Origin of the sequence: Microbacterium sp. SLBN-111 (assembly GCF_049739645.1) — a bacterium.
In the GTDB taxonomy this organism is placed as follows: Bacteria; Actinomycetota; Actinomycetes; order Actinomycetales; family Microbacteriaceae; genus Microbacterium.
Map to the genome: position 1 here is coordinate 2,022,468 of NZ_JBMGQH010000001.1, position 25,413 is coordinate 2,047,880.

General features: G+C 72.1%; 20 protein-coding genes and 2 pseudogenes. 10 read left to right on the forward strand and 12 right to left on the reverse strand.

Going from position 1 to position 25,413, the window contains the following annotated elements; genetic code table 11:
* Positions 1-55 precede the first annotated feature (55 nt).
* Positions 56-817, reverse strand: coding sequence for a hypothetical protein (locus RKD05_RS09330; RefSeq protein ID WP_424709593.1), 762 nt, complete (start codon positions 815-817; stop codon positions 56-58).
* A 65-nt stretch (positions 818-882) separates the two neighbouring features.
* Between RKD05_RS09330 and RKD05_RS09335 the strand changes: the two genes are divergently transcribed.
* The 4 genes from RKD05_RS09335 (at position 883) to araA (ending at position 5,878) form a co-directional block, all read left to right on the forward strand.
* Positions 883-1,851: a LacI family DNA-binding transcriptional regulator gene (locus RKD05_RS09335; RefSeq protein ID WP_424709595.1), complete on the forward strand. Its 969-nt coding sequence runs from the start codon at positions 883-885 to the stop codon at positions 1,849-1,851.
* 210 nt (positions 1,852-2,061) lie between these two features.
* Complete coding sequence (locus RKD05_RS09340) at positions 2,062-2,778, forward strand: L-ribulose-5-phosphate 4-epimerase (RefSeq protein WP_424709597.1); 717 nt, start codon at positions 2,062-2,064, stop codon at positions 2,776-2,778.
* Positions 2,775-4,346 carry a xylulokinase gene (locus RKD05_RS09345; RefSeq protein ID WP_424709599.1) on the forward strand — a complete coding sequence of 524 codons (1,572 nt, stop codon included), beginning with the start codon at positions 2,775-2,777 and terminating at the stop codon, positions 4,344-4,346. The genes RKD05_RS09340 and RKD05_RS09345 overlap by 4 nt, the downstream gene beginning before the upstream one ends.
* A 20-nt stretch (positions 4,347-4,366) precedes the next feature.
* Entirely contained in the window at positions 4,367-5,878 is a 1,512-nt protein-coding gene (gene araA, locus RKD05_RS09350; RefSeq protein WP_424709601.1) for an L-arabinose isomerase, read from the forward strand.
* Between the two features lie 915 nt (positions 5,879-6,793).
* Here the strand turns inward: araA and RKD05_RS09355 are convergent.
* The 6 genes from RKD05_RS09355 to RKD05_RS09380 form a co-directional block, all read right to left on the reverse strand.
* On the reverse strand, positions 6,794-8,266 hold the full coding sequence (locus RKD05_RS09355; RefSeq protein WP_424709603.1) for a deoxyguanosinetriphosphate triphosphohydrolase family protein: 1,473 nt from the start codon (positions 8,264-8,266) through the stop codon (positions 6,794-6,796).
* Between the two features lie 227 nt (positions 8,267-8,493).
* Positions 8,494-9,723, reverse strand: a complete 1,230-nt coding sequence (locus RKD05_RS09360) for an IS30 family transposase (protein WP_424711803.1) — start codon at positions 9,721-9,723, stop codon at positions 8,494-8,496.
* 120 nt (positions 9,724-9,843) lie between these two features.
* The gene (locus tag RKD05_RS09365) at positions 9,844-12,144 is read right to left on the reverse strand and encodes a beta-glucosidase (RefSeq protein ID WP_424709605.1); all 2,301 of its coding nucleotides are present in this window, start codon (positions 12,142-12,144) and stop codon (positions 9,844-9,846) included.
* A 5-nt stretch (positions 12,145-12,149) separates the two neighbouring features.
* A complete protein-coding gene (locus RKD05_RS09370) occupies positions 12,150-13,031 on the reverse strand; it encodes a carbohydrate ABC transporter permease (RefSeq protein ID WP_424709606.1) in 882 nt (293 codons plus the stop codon).
* Complete coding sequence (locus RKD05_RS09375) at positions 13,028-14,050, reverse strand: carbohydrate ABC transporter permease (RefSeq protein WP_424709607.1); 1,023 nt, start codon at positions 14,048-14,050, stop codon at positions 13,028-13,030. The genes RKD05_RS09370 and RKD05_RS09375 overlap by 4 nt, the downstream gene beginning before the upstream one ends.
* A 10-nt stretch (positions 14,051-14,060) precedes the next feature.
* Entirely contained in the window at positions 14,061-15,347 is a 1,287-nt protein-coding gene (locus RKD05_RS09380) for an extracellular solute-binding protein (protein ID WP_424709608.1), read from the reverse strand.
* 171 nt (positions 15,348-15,518) lie between these two features.
* On the opposite strand from RKD05_RS09380, the gene RKD05_RS09385 reads away from it, so the two are divergent.
* From RKD05_RS09385 to RKD05_RS09405, 5 genes and pseudogenes are all read left to right on the forward strand, one after another.
* On the forward strand, positions 15,519-16,517 hold the full coding sequence (locus RKD05_RS09385) for a LacI family DNA-binding transcriptional regulator (RefSeq protein WP_424709609.1): 999 nt from the start codon (positions 15,519-15,521) through the stop codon (positions 16,515-16,517).
* A 147-nt stretch (positions 16,518-16,664) separates the two neighbouring features.
* Positions 16,665-17,777: a glycerate kinase gene (locus RKD05_RS09390; RefSeq protein WP_424709611.1), complete on the forward strand. Its 1,113-nt coding sequence runs from the start codon at positions 16,665-16,667 to the stop codon at positions 17,775-17,777.
* A 76-nt stretch (positions 17,778-17,853) separates the two neighbouring features.
* Positions 17,854-18,363 carry a MarR family winged helix-turn-helix transcriptional regulator gene (locus RKD05_RS09395; protein ID WP_022879241.1) on the forward strand — a complete coding sequence of 170 codons (510 nt, stop codon included), beginning with the start codon at positions 17,854-17,856 and terminating at the stop codon, positions 18,361-18,363.
* A 71-nt stretch (positions 18,364-18,434) separates the two neighbouring features.
* Positions 18,435-18,950, forward strand: a pseudogene (locus tag RKD05_RS09400) (homocysteine S-methyltransferase family protein); the annotation flags it as partial.
* 124 nt (positions 18,951-19,074) lie between these two features.
* A pseudogene (locus RKD05_RS09405) lies at positions 19,075-19,203 on the forward strand (homocysteine S-methyltransferase family protein); the annotation flags it as partial.
* Between the two features lie 9 nt (positions 19,204-19,212).
* Here RKD05_RS09405 and RKD05_RS09410 read toward each other — a convergent pair.
* The 3 genes from RKD05_RS09410 to RKD05_RS09420 form a co-directional block, all read right to left on the reverse strand.
* On the reverse strand, positions 19,213-20,121 hold the full coding sequence (locus tag RKD05_RS09410; protein WP_424711890.1) for a hypothetical protein: 909 nt from the start codon (positions 20,119-20,121) through the stop codon (positions 19,213-19,215).
* 161 nt (positions 20,122-20,282) lie between these two features.
* Positions 20,283-21,194, reverse strand: a complete 912-nt coding sequence (locus tag RKD05_RS09415) for a hypothetical protein (protein ID WP_424709613.1) — start codon at positions 21,192-21,194, stop codon at positions 20,283-20,285.
* Between the two features lie 61 nt (positions 21,195-21,255).
* Positions 21,256-21,729, reverse strand: a complete 474-nt coding sequence (locus RKD05_RS09420) for an Lrp/AsnC family transcriptional regulator (protein ID WP_424709614.1) — start codon at positions 21,727-21,729, stop codon at positions 21,256-21,258.
* Between the two features lie 152 nt (positions 21,730-21,881).
* On the opposite strand from RKD05_RS09420, the gene ald reads away from it, so the two are divergent.
* Positions 21,882-22,967, forward strand: coding sequence for an alanine dehydrogenase (ald, locus tag RKD05_RS09425; protein WP_424709616.1), 1,086 nt, complete (start codon positions 21,882-21,884; stop codon positions 22,965-22,967).
* Positions 22,968-23,106: 139 nt separating this feature from the next.
* On the opposite strand, the gene RKD05_RS09430 is transcribed toward ald, so the two are convergent.
* Together RKD05_RS09430 and RKD05_RS09435 are read right to left on the reverse strand one after the other, a co-directional pair.
* On the reverse strand, positions 23,107-23,790 hold the full coding sequence (locus RKD05_RS09430) for a response regulator (RefSeq protein WP_424709617.1): 684 nt from the start codon (positions 23,788-23,790) through the stop codon (positions 23,107-23,109).
* Complete coding sequence (locus RKD05_RS09435) at positions 23,787-25,391, reverse strand: sensor histidine kinase (protein WP_424709618.1); 1,605 nt, start codon at positions 25,389-25,391, stop codon at positions 23,787-23,789. The genes RKD05_RS09430 and RKD05_RS09435 overlap by 4 nt, the downstream gene beginning before the upstream one ends.
* Between the last annotated feature and the right edge of the window lie 22 nt (positions 25,392-25,413).

The following is a 25,413-nucleotide window of genomic DNA, read 5'->3' on the forward strand; positions in this document are numbered from 1 at the left end:
CGGGCCGCGAGACTGCATCCGCGTGGCGAACGTCCCGCGGGCTGCGCCGGTTTCGTCAGCCCGGTGCAGTCTCGGCGTCCGCGGGGGCGTTCGCCGCAGCCCGCGGCGGGGGCGCGTCGTGCTGCACGCGGAGGTAGGACGGCTGGCGTGCCGCCCGCACCCACGCGTAGGTGCGCGCGCCGGGAAGCGGACGGCGCACGGCGTCGAAGCGCAGACCGCGGTCGTCCGGATCGGGGTCGAGGCGCAGCTCGATCACAGCGAATGGATGCCACGGCCCCCACGCCGTCGCATGCGACAGCTCGAGCGTCCAGACGGCGCCGACGTCAGGACCGGTGAGCGCGCGCGGGTCGGTGGCGGGCGGACGCCCCGACACCGTTCGTGCGCCCAGCAGCACCGGTCCGCGGTCCCCGCGATAGGGGAGCAGGATGCCGAAGCTCGCGCGCTCCGCCCGGCGTCGGGGGACGAGCGCGAAGCGTCCCGGAACTCCCCACCCGGTCGACGCCAACTCGATGTCGGCGTCGACGACCCGCAGCGCCAGCCCCAGGATGTCGGGGAGCGGTGACGGCAGGCCGACCGACCGCGACACGCGGACCACGACCGGGCTCGCGTCGGCCGACGCGTCGTCGATCCAGGCGATGCCCGCGGGCGTGGCATCCGGAATCCGCCGGAGTTCGCCGCGCAGGACCACGCCGCGTCTGTGGATCGGACGCGGGTGCCGCACGCGCTGGGCGACGGCGAACGCGCGCCCGAGGGCGGCTCCGATCGCGCCCGACACGGGCGTGCGGGACGGGCGCGGGATGCCGGGAGCCGAGGTCATTCCGCCATCGCACCGCGCGGGCGCGCGCACGCCGAGGGGGTTGCGCGCCGCTACTGTGAGGGACCATGAGCGGCGACGGCGGGGTGAAGCGCATCGGCATGCGCGACGTCGCCGATGCCGCCGGCGTCTCGACGCAGACCGTGTCGCGCGTGCTGAACGACTATCCCGGTATCCGGGATGCCACCCGCGAGCGCGTGCTCGCGGCGGTCGCCGCCCTGGACTACCGCGTCAACAACGCTGCGCGCGCCCTCGGCACGAGTCTCACCCGGACCGTCGGGGTCGTGGCATCCGATGCCGTCCTGCACGGTCCGTCCGCGGGGATCGCGGCACTTGAGCGGGCGGCGCGGGCGCGGGGTCGGTGGATCTCGACCGCGTACACCGACTCGGACGACCCGGCCGACATCGACGCGGCCGTGCGCCACCTGCTCGACCAGGGGGTCGACGGGATCGTGCTCGTCGCCGCTCACGGAGCCACTCCTCTCGAGGGATACGACGTGCCGCTCGTACCGCTGTACGGCGAGTCGGGGAGCCGCCAGCGGGACGCGGCGGCCCTCGTCGTGGATCATCTCGCCGACCTCGGACATCGCCGCATCGTCGAGGTCGCCGGCCCCGCGGACTGGCGTGAAGCCCTGGCGCGCACCGCGGGTGTCGCGGATGCCGTGGCCCGTCGCGGGCTCGCGCGGGAGGGGCGCGTCGAGGGGGACTGGAGCGCCGGCTCCGGTGCGGCCGTCGCCGACGCGGTCGCCGCGCACGTGCGCGCTGGTGCCACCGCGGTGGCCGTCGCCAACGACCAGATGGCGCTGGGGCTCATGGCCGGCCTTGCGGCGCGGGGCCTGCGCGTTCCGGCGGACGTCTCGGTCACCGGCTTCGACGACAACCCGGATGCCGGGTTCTACAGCCCGCCGCTGACGACGGTGCGCCTGGACGTCGAGGGCGAGGCCGCGGAGGCCGTGGCGCGGGTGCTCGGCGAGGTCGCCGCCCCTCCGGCGCATCCGGTGCTGGTCCCGCGCGCCTCGACCGCCGCCCCGCGCTGACGCCCGGGCTCGCGCCGAGTCGTGGCATCCCGATCACGGGGTTTGGGGCGGATTCCGCCAGTTGGGGCGTCGTTTCCACGCCCCGAACGGAGAATCGCGCCCCAAATCCCGGGGACACTCGCGCAGTGGCATTCACGTCTCGCCAACGCGGGATGTTACCGGTAACATGGCACGCGAACCCGCCACCGACAGAGTCGAAGGAGACCCCGCGTGTCCGATGCCGTCACGTTCACGCCCGAGGTGCAGGAGGCGATCGACGCCGTCCGCGCCGACGTCGCGAAACTGCACGCCGAGCTCGTGCGCTACAACCTGATCGTCTGGACCGGCGGCAACGTCTCGGGCCGCGTCCCCGGGGCCGACCTGTTCGTCATCAAGCCCTCGGGCGTCTCGTACGACGACCTCGCCCCCGAGAACATGATCCTCTGCGACCTGGACGGCAACGCGATCCCCGGCACCCCCGGGTCCGAGCGCAGCCCCTCCAGCGACACCGCGGCCCACGCCTACGTCTACCGCAACATGCCCGAAGTCGGCGGCGTCGTGCACACGCACTCGACCTACGGCGTCGCGTGGGCGGCCCGCGGCGAGGAGATCCCCTGCGTCATCACGGCGATGGCGGACGAGTTCGGCGGGCCCATCCCGGTCGGCCCGTTCGCGATCATCGGCGACGACTCGATCGGTCGCGGCATCGTCGAGACCCTGCGCGGACACCGCTCGCGCGGCGTGATCATGCAGAACCACGGTCCTTTCACGATCGGCGCGAGCGCGAAGGATGCCGTGAAGGCCGCCGTCATGCTCGAGGACGTCGCCCGCACCGTGCACATCGCGCGCGAGGCCGGCCCGCTCATCCCGATCCCGCAGGACAAGATCGACGCCCTCTACAACCGCTACCAGAACGTCTACGGACAGAGCACGGACGACCGCCGATGAACGCGCACATCACCGAAGGTCGGGCGAGTCTCGGCATCGAACTCGGTTCCACCCGCATCAAGGCGTGCCTCATCGGCCCCGACGCCGAGGTGCTCGCCGTCGGCTCCCACGAGTGGGAGAACGTCTACGCCGACAAGCTCTGGACCTACTCCCTGGATGCCGTGTGGTCGGGCCTCCGCGCCGCGTACGCCGACCTCGTCGCCGACGTGCAGCAGAAGTACGGCGTCACCCCCGAGCGGTACGCCGCGATGGGGGTGTCGGCGATGATGCACGGCTACCTCGCGTTCGACGCCGACGGGGAGCTGCTCGCCCCCTTCCGCACCTGGCGCAACACCAACACCGGTGTCGCGGCGGCCGAGCTCACCGAGCTGCTCGGCGTGAACATCCCGCTCCGCTGGTCGATTGCGCACCTGCACCAGGCGGTCGTGGATGCCGAGCCCCACGTGCCCGAGATCCGCTTCCTCACCACGCTGGCGGGGTACGTGCACTGGAAGCTGACGGGCGAGAAGGTGCTCGGCGTCGGTGACGCGTCGGGCATGTTCCCGATCGATTCCACGACCCGCGACTACGACGCCGAGCTGGTCGCGCGCTACGACGGCCTCGCCGCCGGACGCGTCCCCGCGCTCGCCGACCTGCTGCCCGAGGTGCTCGTGGCCGGGGCGGCCGCGGGTGCGCTCACGCCGGAGGGTGCGGCCCTGCTCGACCCGACGGGCGCCCTGCGTCCCGGCATCCCCTTCGCCCCGCCCGAGGGTGACGCCGGAACGGGAATGGTCGCCACGGGCGCGGTCGCGCCGCGCACGGGCAACGTCAGCGCCGGCACCAGCATCTTCGCGATGGTCGTGCTCGAGCGTCCGCTCGGCGAGGTGCACCACGAGCTCGACCTCGTGACGACCCCCTCCGGTGATGCCGTGGCGATGGTGCACTGCAACAACGGCGCGAGCGAGCTGGCGGCGTGGGCGAACATGTTCACCGCGTTCTCGGCCGCGGCCGGCGTGACGCAGAGCCCGGATGCCACGTACGCGGCGCTCTTCGCCGCGGCGCTGGAGGGCGAGGCCGACGCGGGCGGACTGCTGGCGTACAACCACCTCGCCGGGGAGCCGATCGCGGGCCTCGACGAGGGGCGTCCGCTCGTCGTGCGCACCCCCGACAGCCGCCTGACGCTGCCGAACTTCATGCGCGCGCAGCTGTACGGCGTCTTCGGGACGCTCGCGCTCGGCATGGACGTCCTCCACCGCGAGGGCGTCGGCCTCGACAAGATGTACGCCCACGGCGGCATGTTCCGCACCGCGGGGGTCGCGCAGCGCTTCCTCGCGGCGGCGCTCGACGCGCCGGTCGCCGTCGCCGAGACGGCGTCCGAGGGTGGCGCGTGGGGCATGGCCGTGCTCGCGGCGTACGTCGCCGACGGCGCCGGCCGCGACCTCGACACCTACCTCGGCGAGGCCGTCTTCGCCGATGCACCCATCACCACCGCCGACCCCGACCCGGCGGACGTCGCCGGTTTCTCGGCCTACCTCGACCGTTACCGCGCGGGCCTCGCCGTCGAGGCCGCCGCCGTGGCATCCCTCTGAACACTCGAAAAGGAACAGTCATGACCCGCACGAAGCTCAAGAACGACCTCGACGGCTACGAGGTCTGGTTCGTCACCGGCAGCCAGAACCTCTACGGCGAGGAGACCCTGAAGCAGGTCGCCGAGCAGTCGCAGGCCGTCGTCGAGGGCCTCGCCGGCCTCCCGGTGAAGGTCGTCTGGAAGCCCGTGCTGAAGGACTCCGACAGCATCCGCCGCATGGCCCTCGAGGTCAACGGCCGCGACGACGTCATCGGCGTCATCGCGTGGATGCACACCTTCAGCCCCGCGAAGATGTGGATCGCGGGCCTCGACGCGCTGCAGAAGCCGCTGCTGCACCTGCACACGCAGGCCAACGTCGAGCTGCCGTGGAACGACATCGACTTCGACTTCATGAACCTCAACCAGGCCGCGCACGGCGACCGTGAGTTCGGGTACATCCAGACGCGCCTGGGCGTGGCCCGCAAGACCGTCGTCGGCCACGTGTCGAACCCCGCCGTCCGCCAGCAGATCGAGGACTGGGAGCGCGCCGCCGCCGGCTGGACCGCCGCCCGCACCCTCAAGCTCGCGCGCTTCGGCGACAACATGCGCTTCGTCGCCGTCACGGAGGGCGACAAGACCGAGGCCGAGCTGCGCTTCGGCGTGCAGGTCAACACGTGGGGCGTCAACGAGCTCGTCGAGGCCGTCGAGCAGGCGGCGGATGCCGACATCGACGCGCTCGTGCAGGAGTACATCGACAGCTACGACGTCGTCGACGAGCTGCTCCCGGGTGGCGCGCGTCACCAGTCGCTCCGCGACGGCGCCGCGATCGAGCTCGGTCTGCGCTCGTTCCTCGAGGAGGGCGGCTTCGGCGCCTTCACGACGTCGTTCGAAGACCTCGGCGCGCTGAAGCAGCTCCCCGGTCTCGCGGTGCAGCGACTCATGGCCGAGGGCTACGGCTTCGGCGCCGAGGGCGACTGGAAGACGGCGATCCTCGTGCGCGTCGCGAACGTCATGGGTGCGGGTCTCCCCGGCGGCGCCTCGCTCATGGAGGACTACACGTACGACCTCGTCCCCGGCAACGAGCGCATCCTCGGCGCCCACATGCTCGAGGTCTCGCCGTCGCTGTCGACGAAGAAGCCGCGCCTGGAGATCCACGAGCTCGGCATCGGCGGCAAGGAAGACCCGGTGCGCCTGGTCTTCACCGCCGACCCGGGCCCCGCGCTCGTCGTGGCCCTGAGCGACATGCGTGACCGCTTCCGCCTCACCGCGAACGTCGTGGAGAACGTCGAGGCGCCCGACCTCCCGAAGCTCCCCGTCGGCCGCGCCGTGTGGAAGCCGGCGCCGGACTTCGCGACCTCGGCCGCGTGCTGGCTCGCCGCCGGTGCCGCCCACCACACCGTCATGACGACGGCCGTGGGCATCGAGGTGTTCCGCGACTTCGCCGAGATCGCCAAGACCGAGCTCGTCGTCATCGACGAGGACACGACGGTCCGCGGTTTCCAGAGCGAGCTGCGCTGGAACCAGGCGTACTACCGCCTGGCCCAGGGCATCTGACCCCCGCCGCCCCGGGCTGCCCTTCGCCGGCCCCGGGGCGGTGCGGCACGTACGCGTCCCGTTCGGGGCGCGTCCCGTGCTCCGGTTCTCCGGCGCACGAACCGTGCCCCGGATCCGCGTCGGTGGTGGGACGCCTGCGGATCCGGGGCATTCGTGCGTCTCGTCCCGGTTGCGGCGGGGGCGTGTCCCACAATGTGCGGTTTTGGGGGCGTGGCCTTGCACGAAGTGGGACATGGATGCCGCCTGGGCGGTGCTGCGGCGGTCGGTCGTGGCGTGTGTCCCACTATGTGCGGTTTTGGGGGCGCAACGTCGCACGAAGTGGGACATGGGTGCGGTGGCATCCGAGACCTCGTCCCACTTATGACGGAGCGTGTCCCGAAATGTGCGGCCTGAGGTCGTCGCAGGCAGCCACAAGTGGGACATGGATGCCGCCTGGGCGGTGCTGCGGCGGTCGGTCGTGGCGTGTGTCCCACTATGTGCGGTTTTGGGGGCGCAATGTCGCACGAAGTGGGACATTGCTGCTGCCACCGCGGCGGGGCCGCGGCCGGCCGGTGGGTGTGTCCCAGGATGTGCGGTTTCTGGGGCGCAACGTCGCACGAAGTGGGACATGGGTGCGGTGGCATCCGTGACCTCGTCCCACTTGCGACGGAGCGTGTCCCGAAATGTGCGGCCTGAGGTCGTCGCAGGCAGCCACAAGTGGGACATGGATGCCGCCCGGGCGGTGCCGCGGCGGTCGGTCGGTGCGCGTGTCCCAGGATGTGCGGTTTTGGGTGCAGAACGTTGCACCAAGTGGGACATGGCTGCTGCCACCGCGGCGGGGCCGCGGCCGGCCGGTGGGCGTGTCCCACTATGTGCGGTTTTGGGGGCGCAATGTCGCACGAAGTGGGACATGGATGCCGTGAGCCGCGCGGCGCGCTACAGCCTCTGCCCCAGCGACCACAGGCGGTCGGCGCGGCCGGAGATCGCCTCCGACAGCGTGAACGCCTGGGCGTCGGTGAGGGATGCCACGTAGTCCACGATTCCGCGGGAGCGCGCGAGCGTCTCGGCTTCGGCATCCGTGGGTCGACGGCCGGCGGGGAGCGCGGCGTACTGCTCTTGGGCGAGCGCGATGAGCTCACGGAGGCGGCGCGGGGTGCGCGCGCGGTCGAGGTCGTCGTCGAGCCACTCGCCGAGCGCCCGCACCGAGCGCGCGAGGATGCGACTCATCCCGCGCTGCTGAATCGCGAGGTCGGGACGGCTCAGGACGAACCGCTTGTGCACGAACTTCAGCACCTCGACGTGGTGCCACGCCCACGGCGACAGGGCGACCGGCCCGGACCGTGGGGTGTCGAGGGGGCGGAGCTGCGCGGACTCCTGGAATCGGCGGATCCACCGGTCGGTGAAGGAGGCCAGACGCCGCTCGGCCGTCAGCGACCCGTCGAACGGCCGGGCGAGCAGGTCGGTGACGAGCTCGGCATCCACGTCGCTGACCGCGGCGAGGAACGCCTCGTCGTCCGCGACCCAGGGGTCGTCGCGGCGCATCTTGCGGCGCAAGCGTTCGAGCGCGGCGCCGGGGACGAGCTCGGCCCGCACCTCCGCGTCGTCCCGCGAGCGCCATTCGAGGACGTCGTCGAGCCACCCGCGGAACTCCGCCGCGATCGGGGCGTGGTCCAGGATCCCGGCGCGGTAGAAGTCGTCGACGTCGTGCACCGAGTACGCGATGTCGTCGGCGAGGTCCATGACGGCGCCCTCGATCGTCTGGCGTAGGGGCTCGGCATCCATCCCCTCCCGCGCGTGGTCGAGGTCGTCGACGTCGAGGTCGTACACCGAGTACTTGTGCACGCGGTACGCGCCGTCAGAAGCGCGACGGATGCCACGGGGCGGGCCGATCCGCTCGATCTCGGCCGCGGACACCGACGGCGACCAGGGGTACTTCGCCGACGCGGCGCGCACCGCCGCGGTGAGGTTCAGCCCGCGCGGAGCGTTCTCGACGACGTCGAGGGCGGTGAGGATGCGGTACGTCTGGGCGTTGCCCTCGAAGCCGTCGGGGAGGCCCAGCTCGGTGCGGGCGAGGCGGTCGAGCGTCGTCTCGCCGAGGTGCCCGAACGGCGGGTGGCCGAGGTCGTGGGCGTAGGCCGCCGCCTCGACGACCGTCGGGTTGCACACGTCGCGGCCGGCCCGGGTGTTCAGCTGCAGCGCGACGACCCGCGCGATCGCGCTGACCTTCAGCGAGTGCGTGAGGCGGTTGTGCACCGGTGCACCGGAGATCGACGGCGACACCACCTGCGTCACGGCCGAGAGCCGCGAGAAGTACGGCGAGAACTGGATCCGCTCCAGGTCGATCGACCACGGGTCGGCGCCCTCGGTCTCGCGTTCGTCGTACACGCGGGAGGCGGTGGGGAGCGTCATCCGTCCACGGTATCCGGCGCGGGTCCGCTCGCGGCGCGTCGCGGGGAGACGTCGGGCTCTCTGGGGCGTTCAGTGTCCAAGACACGCGGATGCCGACGAGCGCGGTCCGCGTGTCTTGGACACCGAACTGGCGGCAGAGCCGCTGTCCGCGGACGCGCGCCCCATCCCTTGCTCGTGCCGCCTGGGGCGTTCAGTGTCCAAGACACGCGGATGCCGACGAGGCGGGTTCAGGTGGCTAGTGCAACACCGTTGATCAGTTCGGTCAGCATGACATGGGGGCTGCGGAAGTCGAGGGTTTGGCGGGGGCGGATGTTGAGGAGGCGTTGGGTTTCGGCGAGGCCGTCGTCGGTGACGGTGTTGAAGTTGGTGCCTTTGGGGTAGAAATCGCGGATCAGCCCGTTGGTGTTCTCGTTCGTGCCGCGTTGCCAGGGCGAGTGCGGGTCGCAGAAGAACACGGGGCATCCGGTCCGCAGGGTGAAGGCTTTGTGGGATGCCATCTCCGTGCCTTGATCCCAGGTGATGGTCCGCTTCAACTCGGCGGGAAGCGCGTGAATCATGGACGCGAGAACGTCGGTGACGGTGGCGCTGTCCCGGGTCCCGGGGAGGCGTCCGAGGAGGACGTAGCGGGTGGTGCGTTCGACGAGGGTCACGATGCCGGAGTTTTCGGGTCCGACGACGAGATCGCCCTCCCAATGGCCGGGAACAGCGCGATCAGTCGCTTCCGCGGGACGGTTGACCAATCGAGCCCCTTCCAACCAGGGGCGGGTCGATCGCGGGGGAAGCTTCGATTGCGGGACTCGGCCGGTCCGTCCTGATCGCAGTGCCTTTTCGACGGTGAGTTCGTGTCGTAACGCACCGCGTCCCTGGACATACAACGCTTGGTAGATCGTTTCGTGGGACACCTGCATCTCCGCCTGATCCGGGAACGCCCGCTTCAACTCCCCCGCGATCTGCTGCGGGGAGTACCTCGCGTTCAAGCGTGTCACGACCTCGCGCCGCAGCGTCGGGTCGGCGAGTTTCCCCGGACGATACCGATCACGAGAACGCACCGCCCGGTAATGCGCGACCTCCGCGTCGTAACCGAACCCGTCCCCATGCCGGACCCGGTGGGCGTGGATCTCTCTCGACACCGTCGAGGCAGACACCCCGAGCTGTCCCGCGATCCTGCGCACTCCCCACGGCTCCGGAAACGCTAACGCTGCCTGAATGAACGAGCGGTCCGCCAACGTCAAACGCCGATACGACCGCCCCACCTCGGGCGACACTTCGCGATCCACATCAGCGCGCACCACCCCGCCCCGACGCCCGTCCCGCACCTGCATACCCGCAAGCCTCGCCCAACGCCCGACCGTGACCCGGTCCGCACCACACCAGCCCGCGACCTGCAACAACGACTGCCCACGAACCAACGCCCGCAAAACCGCCGCACGCAACTCCCACGAAAACTTCCCCGACACCACAACCTCCACCACGAAGGCGTTGCACTAGACGCTAGAAACCGCCCGAGCGCGGTCCGCGTGTCTTGGACACTCAACGGAGGTGGGGCGCCACGCGGGACGGCACCGGCCGCCTCGCGGCTACCCCCGGCGCACCACGACCCCGACGACCCGGGCGTCGTCGGCGCGCAGCTCGTACGCCGGGCCCGTCAGGTGCAGCGTTACGGCCTCGTCGATCTCGGCGCAGGACGGGCCGACGCGCAGCTCGACCTCGCCGGGTTCGACGACGCGGCGGAGCGTGCGGTCGCTGTACGCCAGACGGGATGCCGGGATCGTGAACCGCACCTCCGCGGTCTCGCCCGGCTCCAGCTCCACGCGGGCGTACGCGACGAGCTGCGCGACCGGCCGGGTCACGCTCGCCACCGCGCGGTGCGCGTACAGCTGCACGACGTCGGCCCCGCGGACGGACCCCGTGTTCGTCACGCGCACCGAAGCCGCGAAGGCATCGCCCGCGCGCACCTCGGCGTCCACGGCAAGCGCCTCGCGGACGAACGTCGTGTACGACAGACCGAACCCGAACGGCCGCACGGGCGTCGGATCGGTGCTCGTGACCTCGTTCCGGCCGCCGAGGATCGGGTGCAGGTACGAGTACGGCTGCGCACCGGCCGAGCGGGGGAGCGAGACGGGGAGGCGCCCCGAGGGCGTGGCATCCCCGGCCAGGAGCGCGGCCAGCGCGGGGCCGCCTTCCTCGCCCGGGAAGAACGCCTGCACCACGGCGGCCGGACCGGCAGCCGCGTCCAGCGCCCAGCCCAGGGCGTACGGGCGTCCGGTGAGCAGCACCATCACGACGGGGGTGCCCGTGGCGACGACCTCCTCGACGAGACGCCGCTGCAGGCCGGGCAGCTCGAGGGAATCCGCGTCGTTGCCCTCGCCGACCGTGCCGCGGCCGAAGAGTCCCGCGCGGTCGCCCACGACGACCACCGCCACGTCCGCGGATCGCGCGAGCTCGACCGCGGCGGGGATGCCGTCGGCATCCGTCCCCTCGACCGCGACCCCCTCGGCCTGCACGACGTCGCCGAACCGCGCCGCGAGCGCTTCGCGCACGGTCGGGATGTCGAAGCCCATCGGCGTGCCGGGGTGGTGCGCGAGCACGTGGTTCGCGAACGAGTAGCAGCCCATCAGGGCCTCGGCGCTGTCGCCGTTCGGGCCGATCACCGCGATGCGTCCGGGCGCCGCCGCGAGCGGCAGCACCCCGTCGTTGCGCAGCAGCACCGCGCTCTCGAGCGCGAGTCGGTACGCCAGCGCGCGATGGTCGGCGTCGTCGAGATCGACACTCGAGGGGGGCGTGGAGAAGTCGGCATCCAGCAGTCCCAGGTCCTCCTTCTCCGCGAGCAGCCGCGCGACGGCTCGGTCGATGAGGGCCTCGGAGAGATCCCCGGATGCCACCCGCTCGGCCAGGTGCGGATACGCGTCGGCGCCGGGGAGCTCGACGTCGATCCCGGCCTCGAGCGCGATCTGCGCGGCTTCGCCCGGTGTCGCGGCGAGGCCGTGCATCGAGCGGAGGAAGTCCACGGCGAAGTAGTCCGACACGACGGTGCCGTCGAAGCCCCACCGCCGGCGCAGCAGATCGGTGAGGAGGTCGCCGGAGGCGGCCACGGGGACGCCGTCGATCTCGGCGTACGAGTTCATCACCGAGCGCACGCCGCCGTCCCGCACCGCCATCTCGAACGGCGGGAGGAACACGTCCTGCAGTTCGCGGGGACCGGCGTGCACGGGTGCGTGGTTGCGGCCGGCCTGCGAACCCGAGTACCCGACGAAGTGCTTCAGCGTCGCGTGCACCCCGGCGGACTGCAGCCCCCGCACGTACGCGGTGCCGATCGTGCCGACGACGTACGGGTCCTCGGCGATGCACTCGTCGACCCGCCCCCACCGCGGGTCGCGCACGACATCGAGCACGGGCGCGAGGCCCTGGTGCACGCCGACCTCGCGCATCGAGCGTCCGATGGCGGATGCCACGAGCTCGACGGTCTCGGGATCGAAGGACGCGCCCCACGCGAGCGGGGTCGGGAAGGTCGCGGCTTTCCACGCCGCGAAGCCGGTGAGGCACTCCTCGTGCACGAGCGCCGGGATGCCGAGACGCGTCTCCGTCTGGAGCCGCCGCTGCTCGCCCCACAGCCATGCGGCCCGCTCGACCGGGTCGACCGGCCGGGTGCCGTAGACGCGCGTGAGGTGGCCGAGGCCGTGGACCGTGGCATCCGCGTATCCGGTCGAGGTGACCTTCTCACCGGACAGGGGCGCGACGACCTCGTCACCCTGGTCGACCCAGTACCCCACGAGCTGCGCGAGCTTCTCGTCGAGGGTCATGTCCGCGACGAGCGCCTGCACGCGGGCCGAGACCCCGGGAGTGAGCGCGGCGCCGACGTCGGTTCTGTGGATGGTCATGCGGGTCAGCCCTTCACGGCGCCGGTGAGGCCGCCGACGATCCGTCGCTCGAACAGGCTGAAGAACACCAGAGCGGGGATCATCGACAGCGAGGTGAACGCGAGCACGCGTGCGGTGTCGACGGAGTACTGCGACGCGAACGCCTGCGTCCCGAGGGGCAGGGTGTACGTCGCTTCGTTGTTGAGGATGAACAGCGGGAGCATGTACGAGTTCCAGCTGTTGACGAAGGCGAGGATGCCGACGGTCACGACCGCGGGGACGGCGAGCGGCAGCACCATGCGCCAGAAGAACCCGAGGCGCCCGAGTCCGTCGATCGACGCGGCCTCCTGCAGTTCGCGGGGGATCGCCGAGAGGAACGGAGACAGGATGATCACCGTGATCGGCAGCGCGAACGCGATCTGCGGGACGATGACGCCCGCGAGCGAGTTCATGAGCCCGAGGTTGCGGACGAGGATGTACAGCGGCGTGATCGCGACGGTCATGGGGAACATCAGGCCCGCGGTGAACAGCGCGTAGAGCGCGCCGCGGCCGCGGAAGGTGTACCGCGAGAGTCCGTACGCGGCCATGAGCCCGAGGGCCACGACGAAGATCGTCGTCGCGATCGCCGCGATCGCGGAGTTCGCGACCTGGCCCCAGAAGGTGCCGCTCGCGAGGACCTCGGTGTAGTTCTCCCAGTTCCAGCGGGTGGGGAACCCGGCCGGGTCGACCGTGATCTCGGAGTTCGAGCGGAAGCCGCCCAGGATGATGTAGATCACCGGGCCGAGCATCAGCGCGATGAGGACGAGCGCGACGAAGCCGACGACCGCGGAGCTCGCCCGGCTGCGGCCGGCCGGTCCGCGCGGCGCTTTCGCGGCGCGGGGTGCGACGAGGGTGGCGGTGGCGGTCATTTGGTGCCTCCCGTGAGGGCGCCGGCGGTGTCGCGGCGGAGCACGAAGCGCTGGTACAGCAGCGCGACGGCGAGCGAGATGAGGAACATGACCACGGCCACGGCACTGCCGTACCCGTAGCTGCCGGCGTTGCGGCCGTTGGCCACCATGTACGTCGCCATCGTCGAGGTGCCGGCGGTGGACGCGACGTACTGGCCCCAGATGATCCACACGAGGTCGAAGAGCTGGAGCGACCCGATGATCGAGAGGAACGCCCAGATGCGGATCGTCGGTCCCATGAGCGGCAGCACGATGTGGCGCTGGATCTGCCAGTAGGACGCGCCGTCGATGGCCGCGGCCTCCGACAGCTCCTCCGGGATGCCCTGGAGTCCGGCGAGGAAGAGGATCACGGCGAAGCCGATGTACTTCCACGTGATGATGATGAGCAGGGTCCAGATGGCGAGTGCCGGGTCGGAGATCCAGTCGGCGCGGAGGGCCCCCAGCCCGATCTTGTCGAGGGCGCCGTTGAGCGCGCCACCCGACTGCAGCATGAGGCCCCAGCCGAGGCCGACGACGACCTCGGAGATGACGTACGGCACGAAGATCAGCACGCGGATGAGCGACTGGAACCGCATCTTGCGGTTCAGCAGCAGCGCGAGGCCCAGGGCCAGCGGTCCCTGCAGCACGAGGGAGCCCACGACGATGAAGGCGTTGTGGCCGAGGGCCTCGTGGAAGGCCGGGTCGGTGAGGATCGTGACGTAGTTCCGGATGCCGACGAACTCCGTCGGCGTCCCGAAGCCCGACCAGCTGTAGAAGCCGTAGAAGGCCGCCAGGGCCACCGGCAGGATGACGAACGAGACGAACACCACCAGGGCGGGGCCCAGGAGGATCGCCAGTTCCCCGCGGATCTTCCAGTTCTCGCGGCGCCGCCGCACGGGCGACCGCCCGGCCGAGGAGGAGCGGGGAGCTCTCTCCTCGGACGAGCGGCGACCGACGACGTCGTCCGACGCGGGGGCGACGGGATGACGCACGGTGGTCATGTCGGTTCCCTCAGGAGCGCGCGGCGGCGGCGTTGACGGCGTCGACGATGCTCTGCGGAGTGCCCTTGCCGGCGAACATGTCGACCACGGCGACGTTGAGCGCGTTGCCGACGTTCTGGCCGTAGAGCGTGTCGAGCCATACCGAGACGTACGGCGCCTTCGAGTAGGCCTCGAGCACCGACTGCAGCGCGGGGGTGGTCACGGCATCCGTCGCCTCCGAGGACGCGGGGAGCGTCTGGAAGGCCGTGGCGTAGGCCTCCTGGTTCTCCTTGTTCACCAGGAAGTTCAGGAAGTCGGTGCACTGCGCGGGAGCGTTGACCCAGCACGAGTACCCGTCGACGCCGCCCATCATGGCGCCGGGCTCGCCGTCACCGCCGGGGACCTCCGGGAAGGGGAACCAGCCGAGGTCGGGGAGCGGCTTCTGGTCGGGGGTGAGCGAGGCGATCACGCCCGGGTCCCACGCGCCCATGAGCTCCATGCCCGCCTGCTTGTTGGCGAGGAGACCGGCGGACGAACCGGCGCCCTGCTGCGCGGCGGTGGTGAGGAAACCGTCGTTGAACGGCTGCGTCTTGAGGAACGCCTCGAGGTTCTCGCCGGCCTTGAGCCAGCACGGGTCGTCGAAGCTGCGGCTCGCGGCCGCCGCGTCGAGCACGTCCTTGGAGCAGGCGCGGAGCGCGAAGTTGTAGTACCAGTGCGCGGCGGGCCAGGCGTCCTTCGCGCCCACGGCGATCGGGGCGACCCCGGTGGCCTTGATCTTGGCGTTGGCGGCCTCGAGCTCGTCGATCGTCTTCGGGGCCGAGGTGACACCCGCGGCGGTGAGGACGTCCTGGGACGTGAAGATGCCGGACGGCAGCACCGCGACCGGCATCCCGTAGTTCTTCCCGTCGATCTCGAACGCCGACAGCGACGAGCCGAGCGCGGTCTTGGCATCCGACGAGATCTTGTCGGTGAGGTCCATGACCTGGCCGGCCTTGACGATGTCGGCGAGCTTGCCGCCGCCGCGCGCCATGAACAGGTCGGGGGCGTCGCCGGAGTTCAGGGCGGTCTGGAGCTTGCCGTCCATCTCCTCGTTCTGCACGGCCTGGATCTCGATCTTCACGTTGGGGTTGGCCTTCTCGAAGGCCGCGGCGGTGTCTTCCCAGTACTTCTTGCCGTCGCCGGTGGTGGAGTTGTGCCACAGCGTCAGGGTGACGCTGCCGTCGGCGTTCTGTCCGCCTCCGCCGCCGGCGCAGCCGCCGAGGGCCAGGGTGCCGGCGACCGCGAGGGTGGCTGCGGCGAGGAGTTTCCTCTTGTTCATGTGATTCCCGTTTCTCTTCGTCGAGGTGCGTCCCGTGCGGGATGCTCCGGTGTCGGCATCGGTGCCGGTCGTTCACGTCCGGGTGTGCGGCCCGGGTGGGAGCAGTGTCACCCGGCCGCGAAGCGTCGTCAAACGTTTTCGAAAATGATTTCCACGCTAGGGTCGGATGCCATGACCCGGCGTGCCACCATCCACGACGTCGCCGCGGCTGCCGGTGTGTCGGTCGCCACGGTGTCGAAAGCCGTCAACGGGCGCTACGGGGTGGCGCCCGAGACCGTGGGCCGCGTCCTGGATGCCGTGCGCGCCCTCGGCTACGAGTCGAGCCTCGTCGCCAGCAGCATGCGGTCGCGGCGGACCGGGGTGATCGGCGTGCTCGTCGCCGACATCGAGCCCTTCTCGGCCGAGATCCTCAAGGGCGTCGGGGGAGCGCTGTCCGACACCGGATACGACCTGCTCGCCTACACCGGCGCACGCCGCGACGGCGAGGGGTGGGAGCGGCGCTCGCTCAGCCGCCTGAGCGGCACCCTCATCGACGCCGCGATCCTCGTGACCCCGACCGTCGTGAACGTCGCCGCCGAGGTGCCCATCGTCGCGATCGACCCGCACACCGGCCGCGCCGACCTCCCCACCGTCGAGTCCGACAGCTTCACCGGCGCGCAGCAGGCCGTCCACCACCTCGTGCAGCTCGGCCACCGCCGGATCGGGTTCATCGCGGGGCGTCCCGATCTGCGGTCGGCGGTCGCCCGGGCCTCGGGGTATCGCGAGGCCCTGTCGGCCGCCGGCATTCCGTTCGATCCCGCTCTCGTGGGGCAGGGGCACTACGAGCAGGACGTCGCGCGCGAGGCCGCGCACGCGATGCTCGCGCTGCCGGATCCGCCGACCGCGGTGTTCGCCGCCAACGACCTGTCGGCGCTGTCGATCGTCGAGGTGGCCGTGGCCCGCGGGCTGCGCGTGCCCGATGACCTGTCCGTCGTCGGTTTCGACGACGTGCCCGAGGCGGCGCGGGCGCAGCCGCCGCTGACGACCGTGCGCCAGCCCATGAAGCTCCTCGGCGCGGAGGCCGTGCGCATCGTCCTTGCGCTGCTCGCCGGCGAGGAGCTGCCCGAGACGCACCTGCAGCTCGCGACTCGTCTCGTCGCCCGCGGCACGACGGCGCCCCCGCCGCGCTGAACTCGGGGTGGGCCCGGGGCCGGGCCCCGTTGGCGCCGGGACTGCAGTGGGCTGACATCTCGGTTGCAGGCTGCAGTGGGTTTGTCGGCTGGGTGGAGTCTCGCGGTCAGGGCCGCCCCGCCGGGGGCTGCGCGGTAGGGTCGGCGCGTGACGCGCGTGCTGCTCGCCCCGGACGGGTTCAAGGGATCGATCTCCGCGGCGGCGGCCGCGGCCGCGCTCGCCGCGGGGTGGCGCGCCGTGCGGCCCGGCGACGCGATCGTCGAGCTGCCTGTGGCCGACGGCGGGGAGGGCACGCTCGACGCCTTCCTCGTCGCCGTGCCGGGAGCGCGACGGATGCCGCTGACCGTCACGGGTCCGCACGGGCGTGAGGTCGTGGCATCCTGGGCCCTCCTCCCGGCGACGGCGGACGCGCCGCACGGGACCGGGGTCGTCGAGCTGGCGTCCACGTCGGGGATCGAGCTGCTCGCCGGCGACCTGCGCCCGTTCGACGCCGATACGCGCGGGTTCGGGCAGGCGATCGCCGCCGCCCTCGACCACGGCGTCTCGCGGCTCGTGCTCGCGATCGGGTCCAGCGCCTCGACCGACGCCGGTTTCGGCCTGCTCACCGCCCTCGGCGCGCGGATCGTGGATGCCGACGGTCGAGATGTTCCGCCCGGATTGCGCGGTGTCCAGACCGCCGCGCGCCTCGAACGCGACGGGCTCCGCGCGCTGCCGGCTGGCGGGGCGCTCGTGTTGACCGACGTCCGCAGCCCCCTCACGGGCCCCGGCGGCGCGGCCGCGGTGTTCGGGCCGCAGAAGGGGCTCGGCGCCGAGGACATCCCGGCGGCGAATGCTGCCCTCGCTCGCGCGGCGGACCTGCTCGCCACCGACGCCGCCTTCCCCGGCACGGGTGCGGCCGGCGGCACCGGCGCGGCCCTCCGGGCCTGGGGCGCGGAGCTGGTTCCGGGAGCCGAGCGCATCGCCGACCTCCTCGGTCTCGCCGACGCCGTGGCCGCGGCCGACGTGGTCGTGACCGGGGAGGGGTCGTTCGACGCGAGCTCCGCGACCGGCAAGGCCCCCGCCCGCGTCGCGGCTCTCGCCCGCGCGGAGGGACGCCGGGTCGGACTCGTCGCTGGTCGGATCGCTCCGGATGCCGACACGTCCGGGTTCGGTGCGGCGGTCGCGCTCGTGCAGCTCGCCGGGTCGACCGAGGCTGCGCTGGCCGAGCCCGCCCGATGGCTCACCGCCGCGGGAGAGGCGCTCGCCGAGCGGCTCGGCTGAGGCGCCCGAGCCGGAATTTCGCGGGAGAAGGGTCGTCGGTGGCCGAGTGGCATCCCGGCTCCGGTACCGTCGTGGTGTGTCCACTCTCTCCAGCAACAAGGACGACGAGGTCGATCTCCTCATCGACGCCTGGTCGCAGTTGCTGCCCGAGGTCGACCTGACCCCTCTCGACGTCATGTCGCGGCTGCGCCGCGCGGCGTTCCACCTGTCGAAGCTGCGCGCCCGCGCGTTCGCCAGCGCCGACATCGCGGTGTGGGAGTTCGACGTCCTCGCCGTCCTCCGCCGCGCCGGCACCGAGCTCAGCGCCACGCGTCTCATCGCGGCGACGATGATCGGCAGCGCGGCGATGACCAACCGCCTCGACAAGCTCGCCGACCGCGGCCTCGTCACCCGCCGCCCGAACCCGTCCGACGGCCGCGCGATCCTCGTCGCCATCACGCCCGAGGGCATCCAGCGCGTGGATGCCGCCATGACCGAGCTCGTCCGCCTCGAAGGCGATGCGCTGCGCGACGTCAGCCGCGCGGACCAGGCCATGCTCGCGCGGGTGCTGCGCGTCCTCGCCGCAGGCGAGACCCACGAGGCGTGATCGATCTCACCGCCGCGCCGCTGGTCCTGGACGGCGGCCTCGGCACGCTGCTCGAGAGCCGCGGCAACGACGTGGCGTCCCCGCTATGGTCGGCGCGCGTGCTGCGCGACGACCCCGACGAAGTGCGCGCCGCCCACGCGGAGTTCGCCGTGGCCGGTGCGGACGTCCTGATCACGGCCTCGTACCAGGTGGGCTTCGGCGGTCCGATCCCGGATGCCGAGGTCGAGATGCTCCTCCGCCGTTCGGTGTCGCTGGCCCGGGAGGCGGGGGACGGCCTGGTCGCGGCATCCGTGGGTCCGATCGGCGCACTGCGCGCCGACGGCAGCGATTACACCGGTGCCTACGGGCTCGACGTCGCCGCGCTGCGCGCGCTGCACCGGCGGCGTCTCGCCGTGCTCGCGGATGCGGGGGCCGACCTGCTCGCGGTCGAGACCGTCCCGTCGCCGCTCGAGGTCGAGGCGCTCGCATTCGAGCTGGCCGACCTGGGCGTCCCCGCGTTCGTGAGCCTCTCGGCGGACAGCACGGGTTTCGCCGCGGCGGGGTCGCTGGCCGCGGCGCTGAGGGCCGCGGCATCCGTTCCGGGTGTCGTCGCCGTCGGCGTGAACTGCTGCGCTCCCGGCAGCGTCGGTCCCGCGCTCGCCGACGCGCCCCGCCGTCCCGCTCGTCGCCTACCCGAACACCGGGGAGCGGTGGGATGCCACGACCCGGACCTGGCACGGGGGTGCTGCTCCGCTCGCCGAGGACGCGCCGGCCTGGGTCGCCGCGGGCGCGCGGCTCGTCGGCGGATGCTGCCGTTCGACCCCGGCGGACATCGCCGCGATCGCCGCGACCGTCCGCTAGCGGTCCCGCTCACCCGTCCGCGGCGTCGGAGGGCCGTGCGGCCGGGATCGACGACCACGTCGGCCGCGGCAGGGGCTCCGGCGTCCGCAGCAGCGCGAAGTTCTCGGGCCCCCATCCGTACGTCTCGCGCAGCACCCTGCTCACGGCGGGAAGCGCTGCGGGGCACGGTACGTCCACGCCCCGGTGCACGTCGACGGACGAGGGATCGAGATCGCGGGCGGCGCTGCGCAGCTCGGAGACGAGCGCCAGCACGGTGGGCGTGCCGTGGGTGCGGATCGCCGCGCGCCAGTCGCCCACCACGAGCCGTGTCCAGGACGTGCCGCCCCCGGTCAGGTCGGGGTGCGGGGAGCGGCGCACGAGGACGACGGCGACGCCGATCAGGAGAACGCACGCCGTGGCGACTCCGGCGCTGGCGGCGTGCGAGAACACCGTTCGAGCGACGTCCGACGTCGCCGCGGGGCTGAGGGCGACGACCGTCCGGGCCAGGGAGTAGACGGCGTAGGTCGTCATCGACACGACGATCGCCGCCACCGACCGCCGCGGGACGGTCACGGACGTGAAGGCGAGCAGGGCGCCGAGCGCGCACGCGAGGGTGACCGCGGCGATGCGCACGATGTGGGAGACCTCGGCCGGGAGCAGGAGTGAACTCGACGCGACGGCGGCGGGAAGGACGATCGCGAGCGCGAGGACCGCTCGCATTCGGCGACTCCCCGGCGACGTGGTCGAGACGCCGACCACGAGGGGAGTGGCGACCATGAGGGCGTCCGCCGCACTGCAGGACAGCCGATCGCCGCCGTGGAGACTCACGACGTACAGGGCCGTGCAGCCGACCGAGAGAACCCCCGCGAGCCCGATCACCCGCAGGAAGAAGGTGAGCGGGATCCGGGCGCCGAGGTGGGGCAGGATGATGCCGATCATGCTGGCGCCGACGGCGGCACACATCACAGCCAGTCCAATCGACAGCACGGCGGCCTCCCTCGGCTCATCCTGGCGGTGCCGCGGGGCGAAGAGGGGGGCTTGACGAAATCTGCCGCGTCCGAGTCCCCCGCCGCAGGGCGTCGTTGCGGGCGCGGGCGCCGTCAGTCGTCGTCCGAGCGCGAGCGGGCAGGCGCGGGCTCGGTGAGGAGGGCGATCTCCTCCGGGTTCCAGCCGAACGAGTGCTGCATCTCGTGCTCGAGGGTCGCGAGGGCAGAGGGCAGGGCGGTCGCGACGCCGTGGCGGACGTCGAAGGCGTGATCGTCGAGGGCCCGCGCGGCCGCGCGCAGCTCGGCGACGAGCGAGCTCAGACGCTCGCTGCCGTAGGCGTGGGCCAGCAGCCGAGCGTCGTCGATGACGACGACGGACAGCGTGTGCGGACCGTCTGCGGCGACACGTCGGGCGGGGTGGATCGTGAGGATGACCGCCGCGCCGCACACGAGCACCGCGAGAGTCGCCACGGCCGTGGCGACCTCGACGGAGAACAGCGGAGAAGCGTCCCCGCCGAGCGCCACGACGGTCGCCCGTGCGGCGGAGTAGATCGCGTACGCGCCCATGGCGCCCGCGATCAGTCGGGCCGGGAGCGGAGCGACGGTGGTCGTGGCGATCGCGGCGAGCGCACACCCCGCGCATACGACAGCCAACGTGGCGGACTTGACGACGAGCGCCGTCTCCGCGTCCGTCACCGCGGTGCAGACGCCGACGCCGACCGCGATCGCCACCGCGACTCCCGTGGCGATGCGCTGGGCGCGGGGAGGGAACCCGCGGACCCCGACCGCCGTGATGGCCGGGGAGAGCGTCATCGCCGCGTCCGCGACGACGAGCGAGCCCCGCCCTCTGTCGGAGGCGTGGACCGCGTACATCACGGTCGAGCCCACGGCGAGGACCCCCGCGATGGCGGCGTAGCGGAGGAACGTCGTGAGGGAGAGGGGCGTGGTAACGCGCGGCAGAGCGACACTGACGATGCCGACGGCCACGCCGAGGCACATCGCCAGCAGCCCGATCGTCAGCAGCAACGGGATCTCCGGGTTTGCGGTTCGTTTTCCGGCCGAGTGTATCGTTTCAGACCGCGCCGCATCAGTCGAAATCTGCAGCGAGCGCATTCCGGTGGTACTCGAAGATGATGCTCGTGCGCGTGGATGCCACGCTGTTCCGCGCAGAGAGCTGATCGACGACGAAACGGCGCACGGCCGAAGAATCGTCGACCGCGATGTGCACGAGGAAGTCGTCGGAACCGCCCAGGAAGAACAGCTGGATCACGTCCGGGTGGCGGCGGATCTCCTGCGCGAAGGCGCGGATGCTCTCGTGCCGCTGCCCCGGTCGGAGGGTCACGCCGACGATCGCCTGGAGACCGCGACCGAGCCTGCTCTGGTCGACGGCGGCGTGGAATCCCGTGATGAGTCCGCGGTCGACGAGGCCGCGGACTCGGGCGTGAGCGGTGGATGCCGCCACCCCGAGCGCGTCGGCGAGGGCGGCGTTCGTCATCCGCGCGTCGGCGGAGAGCAGCTCGATGATGCGGGCGTCGAGCGGGTGCAGGTCGTCGTCGGGCATCGTAGATCCTTCGGTTTCTCGATCGGCTGGGGCGTCTCTCCGCCGACGATACCGGGGGATGCGGCATCCATTCCGAAGAATCTGCGGCGTTACGCCACCGAAACATGGATTCCTGCGATTCTTCCTGCCACCACCATTCCGAGGAGAGACCGATGCGCGTCGCCGTGCCCACCGAGATCAAGAACAACGAGAACCGTGTCGCGATGACGCCCGCGGGCGTCGACGCTCTGGTCCACCGCGGCCACGAGGTGCTGGTGCAGGCCGGTGCCGGTGAGGGCAGCGGGTTCTCGGACGAGCAGTACCGCGCGGCCGGCGCCGAGATCGTCGCGACCGCCGACGAGACGTGGGCGCGCGCCGAGCTGCTCGTCAAGGTCAAGGAGCCGATCGCGCCCGAATACGGGCACCTGCGTCCCGACCTCACGCTCTTCACGTACCTGCACCTCGCGGCCGACCGGCCGCTGACCGACGCACTCATGGACGCAGGGACCACCGCCGTCGCGTACGAGACCGTGCAGACCGCGGACCGCGCGCTGCCGCTGCTCGCCCCCATGAGCGAGGTCGCCGGGCGCCTGTCGATCATCGAGGGCGCGCACCACCTGCTGCGGGCCTCGGGCGGTCGCGGCCTGCTCCCCGGCGGTGTTCCGGGAACACCGAAGGCGAAGGTCGTCGTGATCGGCGGCGGTGTCGCGGGCGAGCACGCCGCGGCGAACGCCCTCGGCCTCGGCGCGAACGTCACCGTGATCGACATCTCGCTGCCCAAACTCCGTCAGCTCGAGGAGCGCTTCGGCGGCGCCATCCAGACGCGGGCGTCGACCCGCCTCGAGATCGCCGAGCAGCTCGCCGACGCCGACCTCGTCATCGGCTCGGTGCTGATCCCGGGAGCTGCGGCACCCAAGCTCGTCACGGACGACATGGTCGCCGCGATGAAGCCCGGCTCGGTGCTCGTCGACATCGCGATCGACCAGGGCGGCTGCTTCGAGGGATCGCGCCCGACGACCCACGACGCGCCGACGTTCCGCGTCCACGACTCGCTGTTCTACTGCGTCGCGAACATGCCCGGCGCCGTTCCGCACACCTCCACGCGCGCGCTGTCCAACGCCACGCTCCCGTACATCACCCGCATCGCCGACGCGGGCTGGGAGGCCGCGGCATCCGCTGATCCGGCCCTCGCGAAGGGTCTGAACGTGCGCGCCGGCGTCGTGGTGAACGAGGGCGTGCGGGCCGCGTTCGACCTCTGACGCGGGTCGCGGTCCGCGCCCCGGTCCCAGCCACCAGTTCACGTGATCTGGTCGAGATCACACGGCGTGGCGCGCTGTGACGCGTACGCTCGGCCACTTCACGTGAACTGGCGGCGGAGATGCCCGCAGGGCACGGGCGTCAGCCGCGGACCCAGGCGTACGTGATCTCGGGGCGGCCGGGTCCGCCGTAGCGCGGCTCGCGGCGCACGCGACCGACGTCGGCGAGGTGCTCGAGGTACCGGCGCGCGGTGACGCGCGACATGCCCTCGCGCTCGCCGACCTCGGTGGAGGACACCGCGGTGGATGCCGTGCGGACGCGTTCCGCGACGGCCTGCAGCGTCTCATCGCTCAGGCCCTTCGGCAGCGCGGGGGCCGCGACGGTGCGCAGCGTCCCGAGCAGCGCGTCGACCTCGGACTGCGTGGCATCCCCGGCGGCACGGTCCAGCCCCTCGACGTACGCGCGGTACGCCTCGAGCCGCTCGCGGAACGCGGCGAACGTGAACGGCTTGATGAGGTACTGCACGACCCCGGTCGACACCGCGGCGCGCACGGTCGCGGCATCCCGGACCGCCGTCACGGCGATGATGTCGACGCCCGCGCCCATCGCGCGCACGCGCCGGGCGACGTCGAGGCCGCCGCCGTCGGGCATGGTCATGTCCAGCAGCACGAGGTCGATGGGGCGGGCAGGGTCCGCGATCGCGGTGAGCGCCGCGCGCGCCCCCGCCGCCTGCCCGACGACCTGGAACCCCGGGACGCGTCCGACGTACGCGGTGTGCAACTCGAGCGCGAGGGCGTCGTCGTCGACGACGAGCACCCGGATCATGCGGGCACCGCCTCGACCGGCGCGGGCAGCATCACGCGCACCGTCGTCGGCGCATCCGTGACCGAGAGCGTCCCGCCGTGCGCCGCGACGATGTCCCGCACGAGCGCGAGGCCCACGCCCCGGCCGCCGGGAACCGCCGCGGGCTTGGTCGACGCGCCGAACGCGAACGGGTCGGCGAGGTCGGGGTCGAACCCTGCGCCGCTGTCGCTCACCTCGATGGCCACGTCGGGGCCCTTCCGCGTGAGGGAGACGCGGACCCAGCGGGGTTCGGCGCCGGTGGCCGCGGCATCCATCGCGTTGTCCACGAGGTTGCCGACCACGGTGACCGCCTCGGCCGCGGCCAGCGGGAGCGCGGGGGTCGGCTCGGCGACGTCGAGGTCGAGGGCGACACCGCGCTCGGCGGCCTCGTCGAGCTTGCCGAGCAGCAGCGCGACGACCACGGCGCCGTCGTTGCCGGAGACGATGCGGTCGGCGAGATCCTGGCGCCCCTCGGTGGATGCCGCGATCAGCCGCCGCGCGTCGTCGATGCGCCCGAGTTCGAGCAGGGCGAGCAGCGCGTGGAGCCGGTTGCCGTGCTCGTGGGTCTGCGAGCGCAGCGTCTCGCTGAGGGTGCGGACCCCCTCCAGCTCGCCGAGCAGCGCTTGCAGCTCGGAGCGGTCGCGGAGGGTCATGACGCGCCCGCGCTCGGGGGCGCGGCGCCCGTTCAGATCCCGCGCCTCCTCCTGGTTGACCAGCAGCACCCGGTCGCCGGTGGCCACGGTCTCCTCCACCATGCGGCGTCCGGTCGCGATCGCGTCGGCGAGAGCGGCATCCATGTCGGTCTCCCGCGGGTCGAGGTCGACCTGGCCCTCCGTCGCGGGCGGGAGGCCGAGGAGGTCGGCGGCTTCGTCGTTGTACAGCACGATCCGCCCGCGGCCGTCCGTGACGACGAGACCCTCGCGCAGCGAGTGCAGCACGGTCTCGTAGCTCTCCACGAGCCGGGCGAGCTCGCGCGGCGTGTACGACCCGGTGACCCGGCGCGCACTGCGCCGCACGTACAGGGCACCGAGGATGCCGATGCCCACGATGCCGGCCGCGGCGGCGACGATCATCGGGACGCGGGCGGCGAGGTCCGCCTGCACGGCGCCGAGGGTCACACCGACCGAGACGAGTCCGACGATCTCGCCGGCGTCGGTGCCGCCGTCGCGGATCGGCGTGATCGTGCGCACGGACGGTCCGAGCGTGCCGTCGTACACCTCGGTGAACGTCCGTCCCGCGAGCGCCTCGTCGCGGGAGCCGAGGTACTGCTGGCCGATCTCGGAGCGATTGGGGTGGGTGAGCCGGATGCCGTCGGGCGTCATGATCGTGACGAACGACAGGTCGCCCTCGGCGAGGATCGCCTCCACCATCGGCTGCAGCGTGTCGGAATCACGCGCCCGGACCAGCGCCGCGACGTCCGGTTCGTGCGCGAGCGTCTCCGCCACCGAGCGGGTGACCTGCTCCGCCTGGCGCTGCCCGGAATCGGACAACTGCACCGACAGGAGCGCCGCGAGCACGCCCGCGACCAGCAGGACGACGCCGAGCGACACGATCGCCAGTCGTCCGCCCACGCTCAATCGCACGTCGCTTCCTCCTTCGGCCTGC

Coding starts and splice junctions, on each gene's coding strand:
- RKD05_RS09330 (WP_424709593.1), bottom strand. CDS start 817: ATGACCTCGGCTCCCGGCATCCCGCGCCCGTCCCGCACGCCCGTGTCG.
- RKD05_RS09335 (WP_424709595.1), top strand. CDS start 883: ATGAGCGGCGACGGCGGGGTGAAGCGCATCGGCATGCGCGACGTCGCC.
- RKD05_RS09345 (WP_424709599.1), top strand. CDS start 2,775: ATGAACGCGCACATCACCGAAGGTCGGGCGAGTCTCGGCATCGAACTC.
- araA (WP_424709601.1), top strand. CDS start 4,367: ATGACCCGCACGAAGCTCAAGAACGACCTCGACGGCTACGAGGTCTGG.
- RKD05_RS09355 (WP_424709603.1), bottom strand. CDS start 8,266: ATGACGCTCCCCACCGCCTCCCGCGTGTACGACGAACGCGAGACCGAG.
- RKD05_RS09365 (WP_424709605.1), bottom strand. CDS start 12,144: ATGACCATCCACAGAACCGACGTCGGCGCCGCGCTCACTCCCGGGGTC.
- RKD05_RS09370 (WP_424709606.1), bottom strand. CDS start 13,031: ATGACCGCCACCGCCACCCTCGTCGCACCCCGCGCCGCGAAAGCGCCG.
- RKD05_RS09375 (WP_424709607.1), bottom strand. CDS start 14,050: ATGACCACCGTGCGTCATCCCGTCGCCCCCGCGTCGGACGACGTCGTC.
- RKD05_RS09380 (WP_424709608.1), bottom strand. CDS start 15,347: ATGAACAAGAGGAAACTCCTCGCCGCAGCCACCCTCGCGGTCGCCGGC.
- RKD05_RS09385 (WP_424709609.1), top strand. CDS start 15,519: ATGACCCGGCGTGCCACCATCCACGACGTCGCCGCGGCTGCCGGTGTG.
- RKD05_RS09410 (WP_424711890.1), bottom strand. CDS start 20,121: ATGATCGGCATCATCCTGCCCCACCTCGGCGCCCGGATCCCGCTCACC.
- RKD05_RS09420 (WP_424709614.1), bottom strand. CDS start 21,729: ATGCCCGACGACGACCTGCACCCGCTCGACGCCCGCATCATCGAGCTG.
- ald (WP_424709616.1), top strand. CDS start 21,882: ATGCGCGTCGCCGTGCCCACCGAGATCAAGAACAACGAGAACCGTGTC.
- RKD05_RS09430 (WP_424709617.1), bottom strand. CDS start 23,790: ATGATCCGGGTGCTCGTCGTCGACGACGACGCCCTCGCGCTCGAGTTG.